This is a genomic window from Niallia sp. FSL R7-0271 (assembly GCF_038005785.1).
In the GTDB taxonomy this organism is placed as follows: domain Bacteria; phylum Bacillota; class Bacilli; order Bacillales; family Cytobacillaceae; genus Niallia.
In genome coordinates, this window is the sequence record NZ_JBBOTZ010000002.1 from 704,360 (window position 1) to 724,133 (window position 19,774).

Below are 19,774 nucleotides of genomic sequence, written 5' to 3' on the forward strand. Positions count from 1 at the left end.
GAACAGAGGTGATGAAAATGAGCAGGTCTGTGCAATTTCCAGACGGTTTTTTGTGGGGCGGTGCTGTTGCTGCAAATCAGTTGGAGGGTGCTTATCAGGAGGATGGCAAAGGTTTATCGACAGCAGATGTTTCTCCTAATGGAATCATGAGTCCACCTGATTTCTCGATGGAAAAATTTAATTTATATCATGAAGGTATTGATTTTTATCATAAGTATAAAGAGGATATTGCTTTGTTTGCGGAAATGGGCTTTAAAGCATTTCGTTTTTCCATTGCATGGTCGCGGATCTTTCCTAATGGAGATGACCAGCAGCCTAACGAAAACGGACTTCAATTCTATGATGACATGATTGATGAATTGCGAAGACATAATATAGAACCAGTTGTAACGATTTCCCACTATGAGATGCCGCTTAACCTTGTTGAAAAATATGGCGGCTGGAAAAACCGGCAAGTTGTAAGCTATTATGAAAAATTTGCGAAAACTATTTTCAAGCGGTACCGCAATAAGGTTAAATATTGGATGACTTTTAACGAAATCAATGTACTGCTGCATGCTCCATTTACTGGAGGCGGTCTATTGTTTAAGGATGGCGTTAAAAATGAACAAGACATTTACCAAGCGGCACACCATCAGTTTGTAGCAAGTGCCCTGGCTGTGAAAGCAGGTCATGAGGAAATTCCGGAATCGCAGATTGGCTGTATGATTGCTTCAATGATAACTTATCCATACAGTTCAAAACCAGAAGATATGTTTGCTGCTTTAACTCAAGACAGAAAGACATTGTTCTTTTCAGATGTTCAGTCTCGAGGATACTATCCAACTTATATGACGAATTATTTTGCTGATAATGGCATTAACATTGAAATGGATACAGGGGATTTGGAGCTTTTACAAGATTATACGGTTGATTATATCGGATTCAGCTATTATATGTCATTTGTAGCTAGCACAGACCCCGAACATCAAGCAGGCAAGGCATCTGGCAATTTATTTGAAGGCGTAAAAAACCCTTATTTAGAATCATCTGAATGGGGCTGGCAAATTGATCCGGTCGGATTAAGAACAGTCTGCAACCAGCTGTATGACCGCTATCAAAAGCCATTATTCATTGTTGAGAACGGACTTGGTGCAGTGGACAAACTGGAGGAAGACGGTACCATTCAAGATGATTATCGAATTGACTACCTACGGAAGCATATTTATGAAATGAAAAATGCAATTGGTGATGGTGTGGAAATAATGGGTTATACCTCCTGGGGTCCAATTGATTTAGTCAGTGCCTCTACAGCAGAGCTGAAGAAGCGATATGGCTTTATTTATGTAGATAAAGACAGTGAAGGAAAAGGCTCGAATGAGCGACTAAGAAAAAAGAGCTTTTATTGGTATAAACAAGTGCTTGAATCAAATGGAGAAGTATTGTAACGCATAAAGATTAGGACCCTAGAATAGAGATAGGGTCCTGATTGTTTACACTGTTAAAACAGGAACAGCATTAACATCCTGATTGATGCAGACCTTGTTTCTTCCTGTTCTTTTTGCTTGATACAAGGCTTTATCCGCTTCTTCTATAAGGGAGCAAATATTATCCGTTGTTTCAGGGAAGCTTGCTGCACCGATTGACACTGTAATGTTTATGGTCTCATTCGAGCTAATAATAAATGGTGTATTTTCGACGATTTTCCTGATGCGTTCACCAATTTCGTAAGCCCTTTCGAGCGAACAATCTAATAAAATAACCGAAAATTCTTCTCCGCCATTTCTGCTCACGATGTCGAAAGAGCGGGTTGTATTATGGAGGAGATTTCCTAATGCTTTTAATACGATATCTCCATCGCCATGTCCGTAATTGTCGTTAATATGCTTGAAGAAATCAATATCGATATACAAAAAAGAAAGCTTTTCTCCTTTTTGCCCAACACTTTCAGCGAGTGAATTAAAAACCTCATCAAATTTCCTAACGTTATTTAAGCCAGTCAGTCCATCAGTTGTTGACTCTAATTTATACTTCTCAAATAGTATTGTCTTTTTTCTTAATAGCTCCAGCATATAAAAGGCAAGGATGCCAGCAGCATAAGAGGCGATCCAATAAATAGGAAGGAGGACATACAGTGCTGCTGTGCTTTCAACTAGAAAAACAGCCGTAACTGACAAGATAATATTGTTAGTAGTTAAAAGAATTGCAATTTTCACCTGCAAGCTGCCTTTTGATTTAGGAGAAAACAGGACTGCAAATAATGACACAATCGTGATATACCCTATTGCTATTAAAGATGTCACACTTATTCCTATTAACAGCCTTCCGACAATAAAGAACAACAAAGATATGGTTACGGGAATAAAACCGCCATAGAACCCCACCAAAATAATAGGGATATGTCTCAAATCAAAGATGGAATCGCCAATATGGATACTGTAAAACATTAATATATCAGACGAGATACCGGCAACTATCCCAGCAAAAATTTTATAGTTCATATTAGAATTACGATTTAATGGTGTTTTCAAAAGTTGTGTATATAAAAAAATAAGTGATGTCAAAATGGCAAAATTTGCGAACAGTTCTTTTAATATCATAATTATCACCACAGCTAATTTACCATAACAAGAGCCGTTTTGTAACTAGTACTTTTCACCAAACTTTTTGGTAGTTTTAATGGTGCTTACATATCAATACGAGGAAGCTTACCTTTATGCTAAGCAAGAAAAAATCCCGGTGGAATTATCCATCGGGCTGACTCATTTAATAGTCTTTAATAAAACTTCAGGGAGGTCACTTAGGAACAGCCCCTCGCTTAAAAGCTTAATATCATGATGTATTTGTTGCTTGATTGCAGGATCTTCACATTTATAGTAATCGTCCATTAATCGTTTCAGTTCATGGCAAATCAGTTCAATTTGAATCATCCAACTATCCTTTCATTTGTAGACCTAATAATTATTATGCAATAACTGTAAGAATGATGGAAGAGCTTCGACAAAAGAAGTGAGATAGTGATACAAATTATGTAAAGAATTTTTCGATTAGATGAAAAAAATGGTTGCTATTTCTTAATAATTGGATATAATAACCATAATATTAAGAAAATCGAAGATGAAGAGAGTAGTCAGTTGTGGAGAGTAAAGCGAGTCAAGAATGGTGGGAGCTTGGCATGAAGCAATTGATGAACCGCACTTTTGAGATGCATTCCTGAAAAATCAAATAGGGAATGCCGGGGAATGCCTCGTTAAAAACTGGAGTGGTTTTTCATTTTGGAAAACAATTAGAGTGGTACCACGGGATAATATTAAAGCTCCCGTCTCTTATTTATATAAGAGACGGGAGCTTTTTATTTGGAGGGAAAGAAATGGACATTAAAGGTGAATTTGCTGAAATTCTTTTTGAGGCTTTAGGTGGAGAAATTAATAAAGGCAAGCTAATTTTTATGATGGAAAAACCGAAGTTTGCAAATTTAGGAGACTTGGCTTTTCCTTGTTTTGAATTGGCAAAAGTATTCCGAAAATCGCCCCAAAGTATAGCTCAGGAATTAGTTCCAAAAATGAAGGCATCAAAGTTTGAAAAAGTGGAAGCTGTTGGCGGCTACTTAAATGTGTTTTTGAATAAAAACAAAGTGTCACAGGCAGTCTTGGAACAGGTGCTTAACAAAAAATCGCAATATGGGGATTTAAGTATTGGCACAAACAAGGTAATGACAATTGATTTTTCTTCTCCCAATATTGCGAAGCCTTTTTCAATGGGACATTTACGTTCAACAGTAATTGGGAATGCTTTAGCATTAATTTCTGAAAAATGTGGATACCGCACAATTAGAATTAACCATTTAGGCGACTGGGGAACGCAATTTGGAAAATTAATACTTGCATATAAACTATGGGGCAATGAGGAAGAGGTAAAGCAGCAGCCCATAAGAGAGCTGTTGAAATTGTATGTGAAATTTCATGAAGAAGCGCTTCAATCCCCTGACTTAGAGAGTGATGCTCGGCATTGGTTTAAAAAATTAGAACAGGCTGATCCAGAAGCAGTGGCTTTGTGGGAATGGTTTCGGGCTGAATCCTTACAGGAATTCACAAAAATTTATGAATTAATGGGTATTCACTTTGATACCTTTGACGGGGAGGCGTTTTTTAATGACAAGATGGATAAGGTTATCCAAAAACTTGAAGAACTGAATCTGCTTCAAGAATCAGACGGAGCACAATTAGTTCCTCTTGAAGGCATGCCTCCATCCTTAATTAAAAAAAGGGACGGAGCAACACTGTATGCAACCCGTGATTTAGCAGCAGCGATTTACCGGCAGGAAACATATCACTTTGATCAAGCACTGTATGTTGTCGGCAATGAACAAACATTGCATTTTAAGCAATTATTTGCTCTGTTAGATAAGATGGGAAACAAATGGCAGCAAGGAATGAAGCATGTCTCTTTTGGCATGATGCTTAAAGAGGGCAAAAAAATGTCAACGCGAAAAGGGAAGGTAGTTCTATTAGAAGAAGTGCTAAAATGTGCCATCTCCCTTGCATTGGAAGATATTAAACTGAAAAATCCTAATCTTAGCAACAAAGAGGAAATCGCTAAACAAGTTGGTACAGGTGCAGTTATCTTTCATGATTTAAAGAACTTCCGCCAAAACGACATTGAGTTTTCTCTCGAAGATATGTTGAAGTTTGAAGGAGAAACTGGGCCGTACGTACAATACAGCCATGCCCGGGCTGCTTCGTTGCTGAAAAAGGGTAATTTTAAAGCAGAGGCAGCAGCTTTAGGGACTCAAGAGGAAGAAGCATGGTCCATTATTATGACGTTAAATGCTTTTCCGGAAACAGTCAAAAAATCACTGGAAGATTATGATCCGTCTCAAATTGCTAAATATGTTGTGGAACTAGCGAGAGCTTTTAATAAGTATTACGGAACTGTACGCATTTTAGATGATGAAAACCTTAAGCAACAAAGATTAACACTTGTATATGCAGTGAGAATGGTTTTGAAAGAAGGGCTCCGGCTGTTAGGGTTAAAAGCACCAGAGGAAATGTAAGTGTATATTGGAGTACTTAAGGCAGGAGGCAGTGCAGCTTTCCTGCCTTTTATTTCGTTTTTCCTAATTTAAGGACCATACTAATTATCATTAAGGAGGTAAAAAACATGAGATTATCCTATATCATTGATCTAATAATTGCGATGATGGGTTCTATGTCTAATCAGAGAACTCTCGATACTAGAAGAGTTGATTCTCACATAGAGAAATTAAATCAACTGGTTTGGTTTCAACAACTATTTGCAGAGGAAAAATATCGGAAATTATTTATAACAAATTATAAGATACGCCACTATTTGGACAGTCCATTTCGCGTGAAAAGATTGGAGAACAGCACAAAAACGCAAGAAAGGTTTTTGAAACTGCTGAATAAGCAATTAGCAAAGGCAAGGAAACATGGTATCTAAAGAGATAAATTATACCCTATCAAAAAAAAGGGAAATGATAGGGATATATGCTGCTAGACAGTTTCTTTATATGAATTAAATTTTATGTTCTTTTACTATTTTCAAAAAAATGGATGTGTCTATGGGGAAATGCGGTTTCTGCAAAGGGGGAGCGTTAATATACTGTAATTGTAAATAAGAATTCATTGGTGATAGGAAAGAACGCCGTGAAAATCAGTTTGATATAAGAAGGCTGCATCTACATTTTAAAAGGATTTTTGTTAACTACAAAAAAATGGACAAGCCAATTTTACTAGTTTATAGCCTTCCACCATTTTTTATATAAAAGCAGAAAATATTATACCTAAAATTAAAAAACCTGTATTCCCTGAACCTGAAGAGCCAGAAGTGCCAAAAGAAATGATGGTACTCGCTGCATATATTCCGATTGCAAAATTGGGCCGCTTTGCAGGTATTGCTATTGGCACACCTGTAACTGTTTATACAGACAATGCTTACTATCCAAGGACTTGTGAAAGACAAAAAAGATATCCTTGCGTTAATCTTGTCTAACGGAGTTCTATTCAGCATTCCTGTTAAAGAAGCTAAATTTGTAGCTCCAGGTGCTTCATATCCAAAAGAGTAACATTTAAGAAAAATTAAGTGATTTGAATAAATGATGTTAGGAACTTTCCATCCTAATGTTTTCTTCTTTACACCCTCAAAGCTTATGGAATTCCTCTATTAAAAAGGTGCATTTCATGGAAATGCACCTTTTTCTATCTTCTATTAAGGTTGCCAAGAGAATGTGACAGCACTTTTGGGAGGAAGACTGTAAGTCAAGTAAGTGCCGTTAGTCTCGATTTGAAAGCTTTTCTCCTTATCCATAGGATTCAGTGCTAGGAGGATAATAGATTTGTCTGGATTTTGGTAAGCAACCGTTTCAATAGTGCCTGGAAAATTGGATGAATAAATTCTTACTGCATGAGGCTGGACAAATTTGCTGGCATGTCCAAGGGCATAGTATTCTGCATTTTTTGTTGTAGTCCCTGTTTTTTTGTCTATTGTTAACAACCCTGTACATATACTGCAGCCTCCGTTTACAGGACCGTTATTTTCATCTAGTGCGATATTCCACATTAGCACAGCTTTTGCCCAATTGCGCGGGCCGCCAATCATAAGATTGCTCATCTGCCAGCTGAAATTATCAGCAAAGCTTTCACTCCATTTACCTGAACTGCATTCGGTAAGATAAATATGTTTAGAAGGAAAATTTTCATGAATTTGTGCCATAGCAGCTGGAGTTCCTTCGTAGCAGTGGAAAGCAGTTCCATCGATATACTCTGCAGCTGTACTGTCTTCAAATAATGCGCTTGTGTATTGGACAGCACTGTCCCAATTATGATCAAACCCTATGATTTTTGTCTCCAAGTTATTTGCCTGAAAAGCTGGACCTAAATACTGTCCAATGAATTTAGCCTGCTCCTCGGCACCCATACTCATAGAAGGGTAGTTAGCTGAAGTGAATTCTGGCTCATTTTGAATGGTAACGGCAGAAATATCTATTCCGTTGCTTTTATATGCTTTAACATAACGAACAAAGTAATCAGCATAAGCTTTATACACTTTGTCATTCGTATAATCTAAATACCAGCCATTCAACGTTTTTTCACCGAATTTCATCCAGGCAGGTGCACTCCAAGGGGTACCCAAGACTTGAATATCTTTATTTAATGTAAGAATATCTTGCAGACTCCCTACAACATCCTTGTCTTTTTTGATAGAAAAATAGTTCATATCATAATCTGGTTCACCGTTTGTGTCATTATACGTATAACTGCTTGGATTTCCATTGACATCGACAGAAAAATCGGAAGATCCAATAGTATGCCTGACTATTGATAGATTAATTCCCTTGCTTGTAAATAAGTCCGTTAAAATGCTGTTTCGCTCAGAATCATCTTCATTCTGTAGCAAATAGGCAGTTGAACCAGTTACAGCAGCACCAAACCCGTCCATTTGTTGATAGGCAGTATTCGGCTCAATTGCTACAGTAGGGAGAGAAGGGGAGTGCTGATTTGAAAAATACAGGGAATCCTTTTTCTCTAGTAAATCTGCCTGATCACCTGTCGTCTGCCAGACCAATACTTCTGTTTCGTCCACTGTCTTTTGGTTACTCGTCTTGTTAACAGGGTTCATATATGCAAAGATAAGCAGTGCTAGCAGGAGCATAAGCAGCAAAAGGAACGTCCATATTTTGTATTTAATCATAAATTTAGTTCCTCCTGAAAAAAGATCCCCACAAAGCTTTTTTGTGGGGATTTTCTTTTCGATTATCTTTTCTATCTTTGTTGTTGTTTGTTATTAGTTTTTAGTATTGTTAGCTTTGTTTAACTGCTTGCTTGTTGATTTAGAAATAGTAACACTGCCTTTTAGACGAATGTCACTGGAAGAGCTGCCCACATAAACAGGCACATTACCTGAAGGAGTAACCCATTCGTTTTTCTTTTCATCATAATAAGAGAAGGCTTTTGCATCCAGTTTAATGGTCACTTTCTTCTCTTTTCCAGGTTTAAGCTCAACCTTACTGAAGCCTGCCAATTGTTTAGGAGCTGTCTCTACATTAGTAGGAAGCTTTCCAGTATAAACTTGGACAACCTCAGAGCCTGTAACATCACCTGTATTTTTTAAGTTTAATGTAACTTCAACTGTTGGTTCAGTAGATTTCTTTGTACCTTTCACCTTTGTTTTTAACTTGTTATACTTGAAATCTGTATAAGACAAGCCATGTCCAAAGGAGAAGGCTGCTTCAATGCCAGATTGCTCATAGCCGCGGTAGCCAACAAAAATATCCTCTGAATACTTAACAGCTTCGTCAATGCCAGGATATTGTTCCTCTGAGGAAACTGGTGTGGAATCTTCATCGACTGGGAATGTGACTGGCAGTTTTCCAGAAGGGTTTACATCGCCGAATAATACATCAGCAATCGCATTTCCTTGTTCTTGACCTGGATACCATGCTTGCACGATCGATTCAACCTTATTTTTCCAGTCGCCCATTTTAACTGCAATGCCGCTTTCATTGACAACTACGACATTTTTATTTACCTTCGCTACTTCTTTAATTAACTGTTCTTGGTTATTAGGCAGTTCCATGTCCGAACGATCTACATAACCTTCACTATCATATGTTCTTGTTACAATAACAGCTGCATCTGATTTTTTCGCTAAGTCAACAGCATCAGCAATATTTTCGTCAACAATATTGTCTGCAGCTTCCCAGCCAAAGCGTAATTGACCGCCATTATCATTTCCAGACGCTTCTTTGTAGTCTGTTTTATACTCGATTTTTACATCATAATTTTTGTTTGCTTCCAGAGTAACTGTTTTTTCAATTGTATTCAATTGTTCTCCAGCGTTATCAATCACTAGAGTTCCATCAAGATACACTTTGCTTGAACCATAGCTTGTCGTAGAAAGGTTATACTCTCCAGACTTTGGAACATTGATTATACCAGTGTATCTTGCAGACATCATGCCGTTTAAGCTTGTTGGCAGGCTGTCCAATTTTGAAGATTGTGCATTAAAACCTTCATAGTTATAGAAACCAAGATTTAAGTTTACTTGTTTAGCAGTATGCTCATATTCTGGATTTCCTTCCATGTTCTTATTAGACCAGTATTCAGCTTTTAATCCATTTTCATCAGAATCAGCCTCTGGCATTAAGAAAGAAGATGGAACGGCATCAGGACCTGGTAAGATATCTCCAGCACTGATGGAATCTGTACCAGGCGCATATTCAACTTGTACATCTGCTCCTGCACGATTCTTAATACCTTCTAGCGGACTTACTGTATATGTTGGATTAACTAGGGAGCTTCCTCCGCCAGCTGCTGATGCAGTATCAGCATCAGGTCCAATAACAGCAATTGAATCCAGCTTATCTGTATTTAATGGCAAAATGTCCTTCTTATTTTGCAGTAACACCATCGTTTCTGCAGCTATTTGTCGGGCGATTTCGCCATGTGCGGCCACATCGATTGGGTTGTTTTGTGTTGGGTTATCGAATAATCCTTTATCAAACATTTGGTAAAGAATTCGGTATGCACTTTGATTAACTGTTTCTTCACTTACTTTTCCATCCTTCACAGCCTGCAAGAGCTCTTCGCCCCATACTCCAAAAGGCTCACCTGGTGTTTCTAAGTCGAGTCCTGCATTAATTGACTCAGCTGTGCTGACATTAGCTCCGTAGTCACTCATCACGAAACCTTCAAAGTTTAAGCTGTCTCTTAACAAATCAGTCAGTAAATCAGGATTTTCGCATGCATAAACGCCATTTACTTTATTGAAAGAGCACATAACACTTCCTAAATCAGCATTTTCAATGACGCTTGCAAAAGGTCTTGCATAGATTTCATTGATTGCTCGTTCACTAGCTTGAGAGTCGCTTGTAAAGCGGTCCTTTTCTTGATTGTTCAATAAGTAATGCTTGGCTGTTACCAAGACATTATTGCTTTGAATGGCATTTACATAACTAGATGCCATTTGTCCTTGTAAGTATGGATCCTCACCTAAAGATTCAAAGTTTCTTGCCCCGAAAGGATTGCGGGCAATATCTAACCCAGGGCCAAGCATAACATTATGTGTTGTATTGAATGCTTCATTTCCAATCAAATCACCATATTCTTCTGCTGTCTCAGTATTCCATGTTGCTGCAAGGCCGATTGCGGAAGGCAAAGCAGTTGATTGTTTGTTTTGAATTTCAGGATTGGCAATGCGGACACCTAGAGGCCCATCTGCCATTTGTAAGGCAGGAATACCGTATTTCTCTAATCCTTCGTTATAAAATCCGTAATAGTTGTTAACATTGCCAGTAATAAAGTCTACTTTATCCTCCAATGTCATAGCTTCTACTAAAGTTTGAGTTCTTTCCTCAGCAGAAAGACTCTTGTCCATCCATGAAAACTCTTCTGCAGATGTTTCCAATGGAGGCGCTGCAAGACCGAGCACCATTGTAAATAAGATGCTGGCTTTTGTCAGTTTGCGTTTCCCCTCTGATAATAAAGCCATCATTTCACTCCTTTTTTTATATTGAGTAGGCCTTGTAATATTTGTCTCTAATTAGTTTGGCCTACCGCTTGAACACCTAACATCATAGCGGAGTGAGTCAGAAAGACCATAGAGAGAATGTTGTAATTTTTAAGAGAGGAAAAAGTGAGATTTTGGCTAAGAAAAGGAAGATTGTTGAAGGAACATCATCTGATTCTCCTGCGAAATTTGTAAATAAAGGAATGAGTGACGGTTACAGAGAAAATGACCAAATATCTATTGAAAAAAGTGAATTGCATAATTATGACAAACTATTCTGAAATATTAGCAATAGCTTGGACAACAGAATGTAACAATAAAAAATAAGCGTCATTTTAAGAAATATTGGTGTTTAGATTTGTAATATTATTACGGAAAAATGGGAGAGATATAAAAAAGAGAACCAAGGTCAAGATTGTCCCTGGTTCTTTTCTTCCTAGTATTCTTTAAAGTAAATGTAAAAACTAGTTATTATCTCCATTCTGTTGTTGTTTCAACAGGGAGGCGGTATGATTCGAAACCTTCATGTGCTGCTTTACCGATAGTCAGAAGCATAATTGGAATATAGCGGTCTTTCTCAAGGCCGAAGCTTTCAGCAATTTGATCTTTTTCATATCCGCCGATAGGGTTTGTATCATATCCGTAAGCACGTGCCACCAGCATTAATTGCATAGAAACAAGACCAGCATCTAGCATAATAGTATCCTTCATGACTTCCTCGGACATATTTTCATAATATGGTGTAAAAGCATTCAATTGAGCGTCTTTTACTTCCTGAGGCATTAGGCCAAGCTCAACAGCCTTGCTGTAGATTTCCTCCGCATAATCAAAGTTCTTCTTGTCACCGAACACAGCGATAACAGCAGAAGAGCTCAAAACTTTATCTTTGTTAAAGCGTGATAGAGGAGCTAGTTTAGCTTTTCCTTCTTCACTGTCAATAACTACAAAGCGCCATGGCTGCATATTAATAGAAGATGGAGCTTTAGAAGCTTGTGTTAAGATTTCACTCATCTCTTCACGGCTGATTTTAACAGTAGGGTCATACACCTTAATAGAACGGCGTCCGTATACAATCTCATTGAAATCATTTATTTTTTGAAATTTACTCATAGTAAACTGTCTCCTTTATAATTAAAGTTATTTATTGACTTATCAATATTTGATATATCAACTATTGATACGTCAAATAATAATATATTTTTACGGAAAATGCAAGTCATAAGTTTAGGGAATTCTTTTTTTAGAGATTTTGTCTATATTTTAGTTGGAGGATAGGGGAGTACATTTTTAAACATTCATGCATAGAAAAGGAAGATGGCATTTAACGATGAGAACGGTACAAATTTTCTAAGATAGATTAAAGGTAATAGTTGCACCTAAAAAAGGTGCAATTATTATATTCTTTCATATTGAAAAACCAGCAAGTAACCATCTCATTAATACAAACGCAATAACTCCAGCAACAACTGTCCATAATAAACTGCGAGTCTTAATGGCAATAAGAGCTGTTATAATGGCTGCTGGCAGCTCCTCGTTTAGCATTATCTGTACTTTGTTATCTTCCATAAATAATTCCTGTCCAATTATAGCGGCGAGTATGGCAATAGGCACAAAATGCAGCCAGGTTTGAACGATATCTGACAGCTTTAATCGGCTGAGTACCATTATAGGCACAACTCTTGGTATAAAGGTTACGATAGCTCCTCCAATTACAATTAAAAGTACAGCAGCGTTTATTTCCATTTGGTCATCACCATCCCGATAGTGGCTGCTAAAATAGTGGCAATGATAATGCTTAAACTGCCTGAGAGCCACCGTGAACACACTATTATCATTATTGTTGCTATTATGCTGACAAGTATGTCAATACGCACAGTTTTTCTGACTGAAATGGATATAGCTAATAAACCAATAAAAACAGCTGGCAACGCAAATTCCAGACCAAGTGCATCAGGATTTGTTATCCACTTTGCAAAGTAAGCACCTGCCAAATTAGCAATTAGCCAATTTACATACGCTGTTATATTAAGACCGTGCATCCATTTTTCACTTATATTGTTCTTTTCTGCACTTTTTTGGATAGCCACACCGAAAGTTTCATCTGTTAACACTGCCCCAATTAACATATTACGAAAAGGGGACAAATGCTGAAAATAAGGTGATAGAGCAGCACTTAGAAGTAAGTGACGTATATTAACAAAGAAAATCGTTGTGATTACAACAAGTGGAGTACTGATAAGATACATACTAGCCACAATAAACTGAGCGGAGCCTGAATAAACAAATAAGGTTAGTAATATTATTTCAGCAATGCTGAGTCCTGCTGTTTTTTGCACGATTCCACAGGCAAAGCCAATGCTTAAGTAAGCTAATAATGTTGGTATACATGCTTTGACTCCTTGTAAGAATGTTTCCTCTGATCCTTTTTTCATCACTATGCTGTAGTTGGGACTGTCAAGCTGCATAGGTAAAGCTCCTTTCTTCGGTAGAGGTTATAAAACTAACTACTAATAAAAATTGCTAATAAAACGGTTCAAACAATTATTTGAACCGTTTTCCTGTAACAACCCGCAATAAATCTTTATTATCTCTCCAAAGAGCTTCTACTCTTTGTTCGCCAATTTCATTTGTCAATGCTGCAAAAATAATATCATGGCCAATATATTCGAGTGCTACCAATACAAGGGCAGGATCTTGTGTTTTTATAGCCCAGCCTTGGGAAGCTGGGGAACAATTCGCAATAATCACTTCTTCGTTATCACGAGCCACAATGGTCAGCCGGCCGTTTGTACGTTCCTCTGCGACTTTAGGAGACATATAATCATGATGTGTTGTATAGCCAAGCGTTGTGTTTGGCGCACCAAATAAAATGGAGGTGACTGCAACACCTTCTTTTTCTTTCCGTAATACAGCATCCTCAATAGGCGGTATTTGCGGAGCCCATACAGATAGCCAAATTTCTTCTTTTGCTCGTAAAATCAAATTATTCATTTCTGCTAGTACATTTTCATCACCGCTAATCCGGTGGATAGTATCTACCTCTTGTTCACTTTTAAGTGCTGCTAAGTTTTTCTCTAAATAATCAAAAGACTGTTCAAAGTTCTGCCGCAGTCGGGAAATTAAATCTTTTGCTGGCAGCGGCGCATATTGGACAGGTTCAGAAGGAACAATGTACACAGCACCTTTATCAAGCAGTTTTCCAAGCACTTCATAAATCATAGACCGAGGGACACTGGATCGTTTGCTAATCTCATAGCCTGTCATAGGTGAATGCTTTAAAAGGCTGACATATGCTTTACATTCATATTGGGAAAAACCGAGCTTCTGCAATTCTTTAAAGATTTCTTCCAACATAACACGTCCTTTCTTTTACTACTTTAGTAGTTAGGGTAATACTTACGTATATTTATAGTAGTTAGTTTAATACTTACTAATAATAATTTCAAGAATTTTTGTACTTTTATAATAAAAAGAGTGAATAGAATAGGGGAATTGTCAATGAAGCGCAAAAAAAGCATGAACAAATCTGTTCATGCACTAAACTTTATATAGGGTCTTTAATCCTTACTTCCATTCTTGTCACATATTCTTCTGTTATATGAGTTTCATGAAAATCAATGAGATACGTTTCAAAAAGGTGGCCATCGGCTGTGTAATTGTTTGTTTTGATATACTCTTTCAGCTTCGTAATATACTGCTGTGTTTTTTTATAATTGCCTTTATAACAAGTAGATGCATATTTTCCTTTAGGTATTATCATTGTATTCGGATCTGAATCATTTTCGATATAATAAAATACACGGTGATTAATCGAATTAGTTGAAGTTTTAACGTACAGAAAGCTGCCAATCATCTGTTGCTCTAAGTACGGAAGATTGTTTTCGTATTTTTTATACAGCTCTTTCAATGATAAGTCTACATGTTCACCATCAGTATCTTTATCATTACTGGCAATCACATATCTGTCAGGGTACTCAATCACCTGACATTCACCTTCAGACATTTGGGCAGTATGTGTAAATAAATCAATTCTTTCCTCGACGATATGCTGCATTTCTTGCAGTGCAGCTAACTCTTGTTCAAGAAAGTTTTGCTGTTTTTTCAATAAGTTTAAGGTCTTCTCAACCGTGCGTTTCTCTAAATAGTCTTTAATTTCTTCTAATGGTATATTAAATTTCCTTAAATCACGGATGATATTCAGCTGTTGTAAATGTTCATCTGTATAAATACGATAGTTATTTTCGCCTCTGCTAGGGACTACTAAATTAATTTCCTCATAGTAGCGCAAAGTATGTGCACTAATGTCATAAAGATTAGCGATTTCGTTTATTTTCCAATTCATAATTCCGCTCCATAACTGCGCCCATCTCTATTGAAATGGCAATTCTGCAGATTATTTTTGTACTACTGCTGCAGCAGTATTAGATAATGCTTTACATAGATGTTCATAACGATGGCCGCTTAAGACAAGCTCTGCCACCTTTGTATAGCCTATACTTGAATATAACTTTTTTGCTTTAGGGTTGGCAATATCTACATTGAGCCCGATTCTCTTAGAGCCTGCCTTTAACGCCATTTGCTCCATTTCTCTTAGTAACGCAGAACCAATCCCTAACCCTCTGTATGTTGGATTAACAACAATAGAGTCTAAATACCATTCGTCCGGTAATGCCTCTTTATCAACAAATAATTTTTCGTTATTATCATACCCGTTATTTACTAATATTTCCATGAACGGGTCATCAATGACCGGCTCATCAACAGCCTTGTATCCAAAGCATACACCAGCTATTTCTCCATCTAGTTCGTATACAATACCTCTCTTAAAGCCATAACGGTAAACAGGGTCTGCAACTGCTTCTGCTACCATTTCTAATAATGTGTTTTTAGGTATTTTCTTGAGCAATGATAATTCCATGTCCTCGAATATTTCCCATAGTAAGGACGCTATCGCCTTCGCATCCTTCTGTGAAGCTATTCTAATCATTTTTAAACCAACTTTCCATTTATATATATTTATTATTGCCTTAAGTATAAACCTTCTAGTAATTCTAAGGTCAAACACTAATTTGTGAAGTGACAGCTAAATATAAAAAGTGGATGATTCGGAAAATTAAGAAATCTATATTGACACCTGTTTGGAGATGTAAGAAAATAGAAATAGATATTTAGTTCAATAAACAGATGTAAGAGAAGTAAGTAAGAGCAAGAAATACAGTGCAGGTTGTGGAATTAGGTACATACATATGAGTCTTAGTTTAGTGTTTAGTTAGTAGAAGGAGACTTGGCAAGAGGAATTTTTTTGTTCTTTCATGCGAGGTTTTTTTGTTGTATACCTAAAACAAACTACAGGGAGGAGGATTGTCTTCGTGAAAAACTACTCAATGGGTAAGTTAACTTCATTGTTAACACTTTTAAATAACAGCAGCAGCGAGCAAACACTAAAAGATGAACTAAGCAGAAGAGGATACCGCTATACTGTTGGTAAAGTAGGAGCAATGGACTTATTTAAAGTTATTGCCGCTATTGAAACGACTGCAAAGTCAAATGAGATAATTGACGGAGACTCCTACAGAGAGGTTCATGCTCTATATCATACTATTTTAGAAGCACTGCAAGGTGTAGGGAGAGGCAATGTTCAATTTGGAGAAATATTGCGGACAGTCGGTTTGACATTTGGTATTGTACGAGGGGAAATTGAAAAGTACGGATATAATGGGGAATGGATCTGTGTCTGTATTTTCGGGACAATCGGTGCACCAAAAAAGGGTTTTGAGCATGATGCTTTAGGGCTTGGATTTAATCATATTTAATAAATAAATATTTACAAAATATTCTGTCTACATATATAATAATGGTATTCAGTTATTAGCCATTTAGCCGATTTTTAATTAGTTTATAAAACCAAATAAATTGTATGCCCATAGTTTATAGTCTATTAGGGGGCTGTATGAAGAATTCATTTTCTTTGTGCAGCCCCTTTTTTATTTTAAAAAAAGCATAAAGAGAGGTTGAAGGATCATGAATATCCTACTTGATGGGAACCATTTGACGTTAAAGGAAATTCAATTAGTATTAGCCAACAAAGCGACGGTAACCATCCATGAAAAAGCTTGGGAAAATGTAAAAAATAGCAGAGCTGTTGTGGAGAAGCTTATTGAGGAGAAAAAGGTTATTTATGGTGTTAACACTGGATTTGGCAAGTTTAGTGATACGGTTATTTCAAATGAAGACTTAGAGCATTTACAAATTAACCTTATTAGAAGTCATGCTTGTGGTGTCGGTAAGGCCTTCTCTGAAGATATATGCAGGTTGATGCTGCTGTTGAGAGCGAATGCTCTGGCGAAAGGCTTCTCAGGAATTCGCCCGGAAACGCTCCAACTGCTGGTTGATTGTTTAAATTTCGGAATCTCTCCTGTCATTCCGAGTCAAGGCTCACTTGGAGCAAGCGGTGATCTTGCACCATTAGCTCATCTGGCCCTCGTCTTAGTTGGGGAGGGAGAGGCTGTTTATCAAGGGGAAAAGCTGGATGGCAAGGAAGCATTAAAGCGTGCTGGCTTAAAACCGATACAGCTTAAAGCGAAAGAAGGGCTTGCTTTAATAAATGGCACGCAAGCCTTAACTTCAGTAGGCGTGATAGCTTATTTAGAAGCACAATCCCTCGCTGTTTTAGCAGACAGAGTAGCTGCCTTGACGTTAGAAGGACTTAGAGGAATAGTCGATGCATTCTCTCCTGAATCCCATCAAGTAAGACCTTATCCAGAGCAGCAGGAAGTAGCGGCACGTATTCTTTCCTATGTAAAAGGCAGTCAATTAACTACAAAGCAGGGAGAGCTCCGCGTGCAAGATGCTTACTCTTTACGCTGCATACCACAGGTACATGGTGCTATATGGCAAACATTAAATTATGTACAAGAAAAGCTGATGATTGAAATAAATGCGGCAACAGATAATCCATTGATTTTTGCTGAAAGCGGAAAAGTCATATCAGGAGGGAACTTTCACGGTCAGCCTATCGCATTTGCGATGGATTTCTTAAGTATTGCAACTGCAGAGCTGGCAAATATTTCCGAGAGAAGAATTGAAAGACTCGTAAATCCGCAGTTAAATGATCTGCCAGCCTTTCTAAGTGCTAATCCAGGACTTGAGTCAGGATTAATGATTACCCAATATGTTGCTGCGGCCCTTGTTTCGGAAAATAAAACATTGGCACATCCCTCCAGTGTTGATTCCATCCCGTCGTCTGCAAATCAAGAAGATCATGTCAGCATGGGAGCTACTGCGGCACGCCATGCCTATGAAATCGTGCAAAACACACGGAAAGTGCTTGCAATCGAAGCTATATGCGGTGCACAGGCAGCAGATATTAGAGGTGCTGAAAAACTCTCTCCCCAATCGAAGATATTGCATGAAAAAATTCGTGCAGAGGTGCCATTAATTACAAGCGATCGTATCTTTTCCACAGATATTGAAAACTTAGCACAAGCTATGAAAACACAAGAATGGTCCTTTGCTGCGAAACTATCACTCTAGCTAAGGAATAAAAGTAGAAGATTATCCATCTAATTATATAAATGAGTAGCAGGAGGAATGAAAAATGAAACTTGAAAAAAATGCAATTAAAGCGCCACGGGGAACTGCTTTGAATACGAAAGGCTGGGAGCAGGAAGCTGTTCTCCGAATGTTAATGAATAATTTAGATGCAGAAGTAGCGGAGCATCCAGAAAAACTGGTTGTATATGGAGGGATTGGCAAGGCGGCTAGAAACTGGGAATCCTTTGAACGAATAGTTGCGTCATTAAAAGAGTTAGAAAGCGATGAAACCTTGCTTATTCAATCAGGCAAACCAGTGGCCGTTTTTAAAACACATGAAGCAGCACCCCGTGTTTTATTGGCTAATTCTAATCTTGTGCCGGCTTGGGCAAACTGGGATACCTTCCATGAGCTTGATAAAAAAGGACTGATGATGTATGGCCAAATGACGGCAGGAAGCTGGATTTATATTGGCACACAGGGAATAGTTCAAGGAACGTATGAAACGTTTGCTGAATGCGCGAACCAGCATTTTAATGGAACGTTAAAAGGAACAATTACCGTAACAGCAGGACTTGGTGGAATGGGCGGGGCCCAGCCACTGGCTGTAACAATGGCTGGCGGTGTGTTAATTGGCATTGATGTCGATCGAAGCCGGATTGAAAAGCGAATCGAGACTCGTTATTGTGATGTACTTGCTGAAACATTAGAGGAAGCAATTGCACTAGCAAAAGATGCAAAGCATGCGGGCAAACCGCTTTCAATCGGCTTGCTTGGAAATGCAGCTGAAATGCTGCCAGAAATGGTGAAGCGCGGATTTATTCCAGATATCGTTACAGACCAAACATCTGCCCATGATCCACTTAATGGCTATCTGCCAGCTCATTTTTCTTTGGAAGATGGAGAGAGGCTTCGTTCAGAAAATCCAAAAGAGTATGTAAAAAAATCAAAAGCAAGCATGGCTGTACATGTAAAAGCTATGCTGGCAATGGAGGAGCAAGGAGCTGTCGCCTTTGACTATGGCAATAACATTCGTCAAGTTGCCTTTGATGAAGGAGTAGAAAATGCTTTTCACTTTCCAGGATTCGTTCCAGCCTTTATTCGTCCCCAGTTTTGTGAAGGAAAGGGACCATTTCGCTGGGTAGCATTATCAGGCGATCCGGAAGATATTTATAAAACAGATGAAGTTATTTTACGAGAGTTTGCTGATAATGAGCATCTGTGCAATTGGATCAGAATGGCACGAGAAAAGATAGAATTTCAAGGCCTGCCAGCGCGAATTTGCTGGTTAGGTTATGGAGAGCGGGCCAGATTTGGAAAGATCATTAATGAAATGGTGGCACGCGGGGAATTGTCTGCACCAATTGTAATAGGAAGAGATCATTTAGATGCTGGCTCTGTTGCCTCACCAAACCGGGAAACTGAAGCAATGAAGGATGGCAGTGATGCAGTGGCAGACTGGCCGATATTGAATGCATTGCTCAACACGGCAGCAGGTGCAAGCTGGGTTTCTGTTCACCATGGAGGCGGTGTGGGAATGGGATATTCCCTTCATGCTGGAATGGTTGTTGTTGCAGATGGCACAGAGCATGCTGCCAAGCGCCTTGAAAGAGTGCTGACAACAGATCCTGGAATGGGCGTTGTGCGGCATGTGGATGCAGGCTATGAAGCTGCAATTGAAACGGCAAAGCAAAAAGGTATCCATATTCCAAATCTAAAGTAAAGGTTGAGATAC

At 38.1% G+C, this 19,774-nt stretch carries 18 protein-coding genes and 1 other annotated feature; of the genes, 8 read left to right on the forward strand and 10 right to left on the reverse strand.

The genetic code is table 11. The features are described from left to right. Nucleotides 1-17 precede the first annotated feature (17 nt). Nucleotides 18-1,427 (forward strand): 6-phospho-beta-glucosidase, encoded by a 1,410-nt coding sequence (locus MKX82_RS23505; RefSeq protein WP_341080536.1) that lies wholly within the window; start codon nt 18-20, stop codon nt 1,425-1,427. Nucleotides 1,428-1,472: 45 nt separating this feature from the next. On the opposite strand, the gene MKX82_RS23510 is transcribed toward MKX82_RS23505, so the two are convergent. Both MKX82_RS23510 and MKX82_RS23515 read right to left on the reverse strand, forming a co-directional pair. Beyond that, complete coding sequence (locus MKX82_RS23510) at nt 1,473-2,579, reverse strand: GGDEF domain-containing protein (protein ID WP_341080539.1); 1,107 nt, start codon at nt 2,577-2,579, stop codon at nt 1,473-1,475. Between the two features lie 162 nt (nt 2,580-2,741). Beyond that, nucleotides 2,742-2,909: a hypothetical protein gene (locus MKX82_RS23515; RefSeq protein ID WP_237942420.1), complete on the reverse strand. Its 168-nt coding sequence runs from the start codon at nt 2,907-2,909 to the stop codon at nt 2,742-2,744. 175 nt (nt 2,910-3,084) lie between these two features. Then, nucleotides 3,085-3,309, forward strand: a binding site (T-box leader). A 40-nt stretch (nt 3,310-3,349) separates the two neighbouring features. Here MKX82_RS23515 and argS point away from each other — a divergent pair. From argS to MKX82_RS23530, 3 genes are all read left to right on the forward strand, one after another. Further along, nucleotides 3,350-5,032, forward strand: coding sequence for an arginine--tRNA ligase (argS, locus tag MKX82_RS23520; RefSeq protein ID WP_341080543.1), 1,683 nt, complete (start codon nt 3,350-3,352; stop codon nt 5,030-5,032). A gap of 107 nt (nt 5,033-5,139) precedes the next feature. Beyond that, nucleotides 5,140-5,439 (forward strand): hypothetical protein, encoded by a 300-nt coding sequence (locus MKX82_RS23525; protein ID WP_341080544.1) that lies wholly within the window; start codon nt 5,140-5,142, stop codon nt 5,437-5,439. 387 nt (nt 5,440-5,826) lie between these two features. After that, a complete protein-coding gene (locus tag MKX82_RS23530) occupies nt 5,827-5,991 on the forward strand; it encodes a hypothetical protein (RefSeq protein ID WP_341080547.1) in 165 nt (54 codons plus the stop codon). 216 nt (nt 5,992-6,207) lie between these two features. Here MKX82_RS23530 and MKX82_RS23535 read toward each other — a convergent pair whose 3' ends face one another. Next, complete coding sequence (locus MKX82_RS23535) at nt 6,208-7,689, reverse strand: glycoside hydrolase family 30 protein (protein WP_341080550.1); 1,482 nt, start codon at nt 7,687-7,689, stop codon at nt 6,208-6,210. Nucleotides 7,690-7,782: 93 nt separating this feature from the next. Then, nucleotides 7,783-10,491 (reverse strand): beta-glucosidase, encoded by a 2,709-nt coding sequence (locus MKX82_RS23540; protein ID WP_341080553.1) that lies wholly within the window; start codon nt 10,489-10,491, stop codon nt 7,783-7,785. Nucleotides 10,492-10,640: 149 nt separating this feature from the next. Between MKX82_RS23540 and MKX82_RS23545 the strand changes: the two genes are divergently transcribed. Then, nucleotides 10,641-10,787, forward strand: a complete 147-nt coding sequence (locus MKX82_RS23545; RefSeq protein WP_237942430.1) for a hypothetical protein — start codon at nt 10,641-10,643, stop codon at nt 10,785-10,787. Nucleotides 10,788-10,977: 190 nt separating this feature from the next. On the opposite strand, the gene MKX82_RS23550 is transcribed toward MKX82_RS23545, so the two are convergent. The 6 genes from MKX82_RS23550 to MKX82_RS23575 form a co-directional block, all read right to left on the reverse strand. Then, nucleotides 10,978-11,616, reverse strand: a complete 639-nt coding sequence (locus MKX82_RS23550; protein WP_233315502.1) for a nitroreductase family protein — start codon at nt 11,614-11,616, stop codon at nt 10,978-10,980. A 294-nt stretch (nt 11,617-11,910) separates the two neighbouring features. Next, the gene (locus tag MKX82_RS23555; protein WP_341080559.1) at nt 11,911-12,249 is read right to left on the reverse strand and encodes an AzlD domain-containing protein; all 339 of its coding nucleotides are present in this window, start codon (nt 12,247-12,249) and stop codon (nt 11,911-11,913) included. Further along, a complete protein-coding gene (locus tag MKX82_RS23560; protein WP_251647892.1) occupies nt 12,240-12,971 on the reverse strand; it encodes an AzlC family ABC transporter permease in 732 nt (243 codons plus the stop codon). Before MKX82_RS23560 ends, MKX82_RS23555 begins: the two co-directional genes overlap by 10 nt. Before the next feature lie 76 nt (nt 12,972-13,047). After that, nucleotides 13,048-13,857, reverse strand: coding sequence for a TrmB family transcriptional regulator (locus tag MKX82_RS23565; RefSeq protein ID WP_341081621.1), 810 nt, complete (start codon nt 13,855-13,857; stop codon nt 13,048-13,050). A gap of 193 nt (nt 13,858-14,050) precedes the next feature. Continuing rightward, nucleotides 14,051-14,848, reverse strand: coding sequence for a MerR family transcriptional regulator (locus tag MKX82_RS23570; RefSeq protein ID WP_233315499.1), 798 nt, complete (start codon nt 14,846-14,848; stop codon nt 14,051-14,053). Between the two features lie 51 nt (nt 14,849-14,899). After that, the gene (locus MKX82_RS23575) at nt 14,900-15,493 is read right to left on the reverse strand and encodes a GNAT family N-acetyltransferase (RefSeq protein ID WP_233315498.1); all 594 of its coding nucleotides are present in this window, start codon (nt 15,491-15,493) and stop codon (nt 14,900-14,902) included. A 397-nt stretch (nt 15,494-15,890) separates the two neighbouring features. Here MKX82_RS23575 and hutP point away from each other — a divergent pair, with 397 nt between their 5' ends. The 3 genes from hutP to hutU all read left to right on the forward strand — a co-directional run bounded on the left by hutP (nt 15,891) and on the right by hutU (nt 19,762). Beyond that, a complete protein-coding gene (hutP, locus tag MKX82_RS23580) occupies nt 15,891-16,319 on the forward strand; it encodes a hut operon transcriptional regulator HutP (protein WP_233315659.1) in 429 nt (142 codons plus the stop codon). Between the two features lie 208 nt (nt 16,320-16,527). Then, entirely contained in the window at nt 16,528-18,039 is a 1,512-nt protein-coding gene (hutH, locus tag MKX82_RS23585) for a histidine ammonia-lyase (protein WP_233315497.1), read from the forward strand. 64 nt (nt 18,040-18,103) lie between these two features. After that, nucleotides 18,104-19,762: a urocanate hydratase gene (gene hutU / locus MKX82_RS23590; protein WP_341080564.1), complete on the forward strand. Its 1,659-nt coding sequence runs from the start codon at nt 18,104-18,106 to the stop codon at nt 19,760-19,762. Nucleotides 19,763-19,774 lie beyond the last annotated feature (12 nt).

Coding starts and splice junctions, on each gene's coding strand:
- MKX82_RS23505 (WP_341080536.1), top strand. CDS start 18: ATGAGCAGGTCTGTGCAATTTCCAGACGGTTTTTTGTGGGGCGGTGCT.
- MKX82_RS23510 (WP_341080539.1), bottom strand. CDS start 2,579: ATGATATTAAAAGAACTGTTCGCAAATTTTGCCATTTTGACATCACTT.
- MKX82_RS23515 (WP_237942420.1), bottom strand. CDS start 2,909: ATGATTCAAATTGAACTGATTTGCCATGAACTGAAACGATTAATGGAC.
- argS (WP_341080543.1), top strand. CDS start 3,350: ATGGACATTAAAGGTGAATTTGCTGAAATTCTTTTTGAGGCTTTAGGT.
- MKX82_RS23525 (WP_341080544.1), top strand. CDS start 5,140: ATGAGATTATCCTATATCATTGATCTAATAATTGCGATGATGGGTTCT.
- MKX82_RS23535 (WP_341080550.1), bottom strand. CDS start 7,689: ATGATTAAATACAAAATATGGACGTTCCTTTTGCTGCTTATGCTCCTG.
- MKX82_RS23540 (WP_341080553.1), bottom strand. CDS start 10,491: ATGATGGCTTTATTATCAGAGGGGAAACGCAAACTGACAAAAGCCAGC.
- MKX82_RS23550 (WP_233315502.1), bottom strand. CDS start 11,616: ATGAGTAAATTTCAAAAAATAAATGATTTCAATGAGATTGTATACGGA.
- MKX82_RS23555 (WP_341080559.1), bottom strand. CDS start 12,249: ATGGAAATAAACGCTGCTGTACTTTTAATTGTAATTGGAGGAGCTATC.
- MKX82_RS23560 (WP_251647892.1), bottom strand. CDS start 12,971: ATGCAGCTTGACAGTCCCAACTACAGCATAGTGATGAAAAAAGGATCA.
- MKX82_RS23570 (WP_233315499.1), bottom strand. CDS start 14,848: ATGAATTGGAAAATAAACGAAATCGCTAATCTTTATGACATTAGTGCA.
- MKX82_RS23575 (WP_233315498.1), bottom strand. CDS start 15,493: ATGATTAGAATAGCTTCACAGAAGGATGCGAAGGCGATAGCGTCCTTA.
- hutP (WP_233315659.1), top strand. CDS start 15,891: ATGGGTAAGTTAACTTCATTGTTAACACTTTTAAATAACAGCAGCAGC.
- hutH (WP_233315497.1), top strand. CDS start 16,528: ATGAATATCCTACTTGATGGGAACCATTTGACGTTAAAGGAAATTCAA.
- hutU (WP_341080564.1), top strand. CDS start 18,104: ATGAAACTTGAAAAAAATGCAATTAAAGCGCCACGGGGAACTGCTTTG.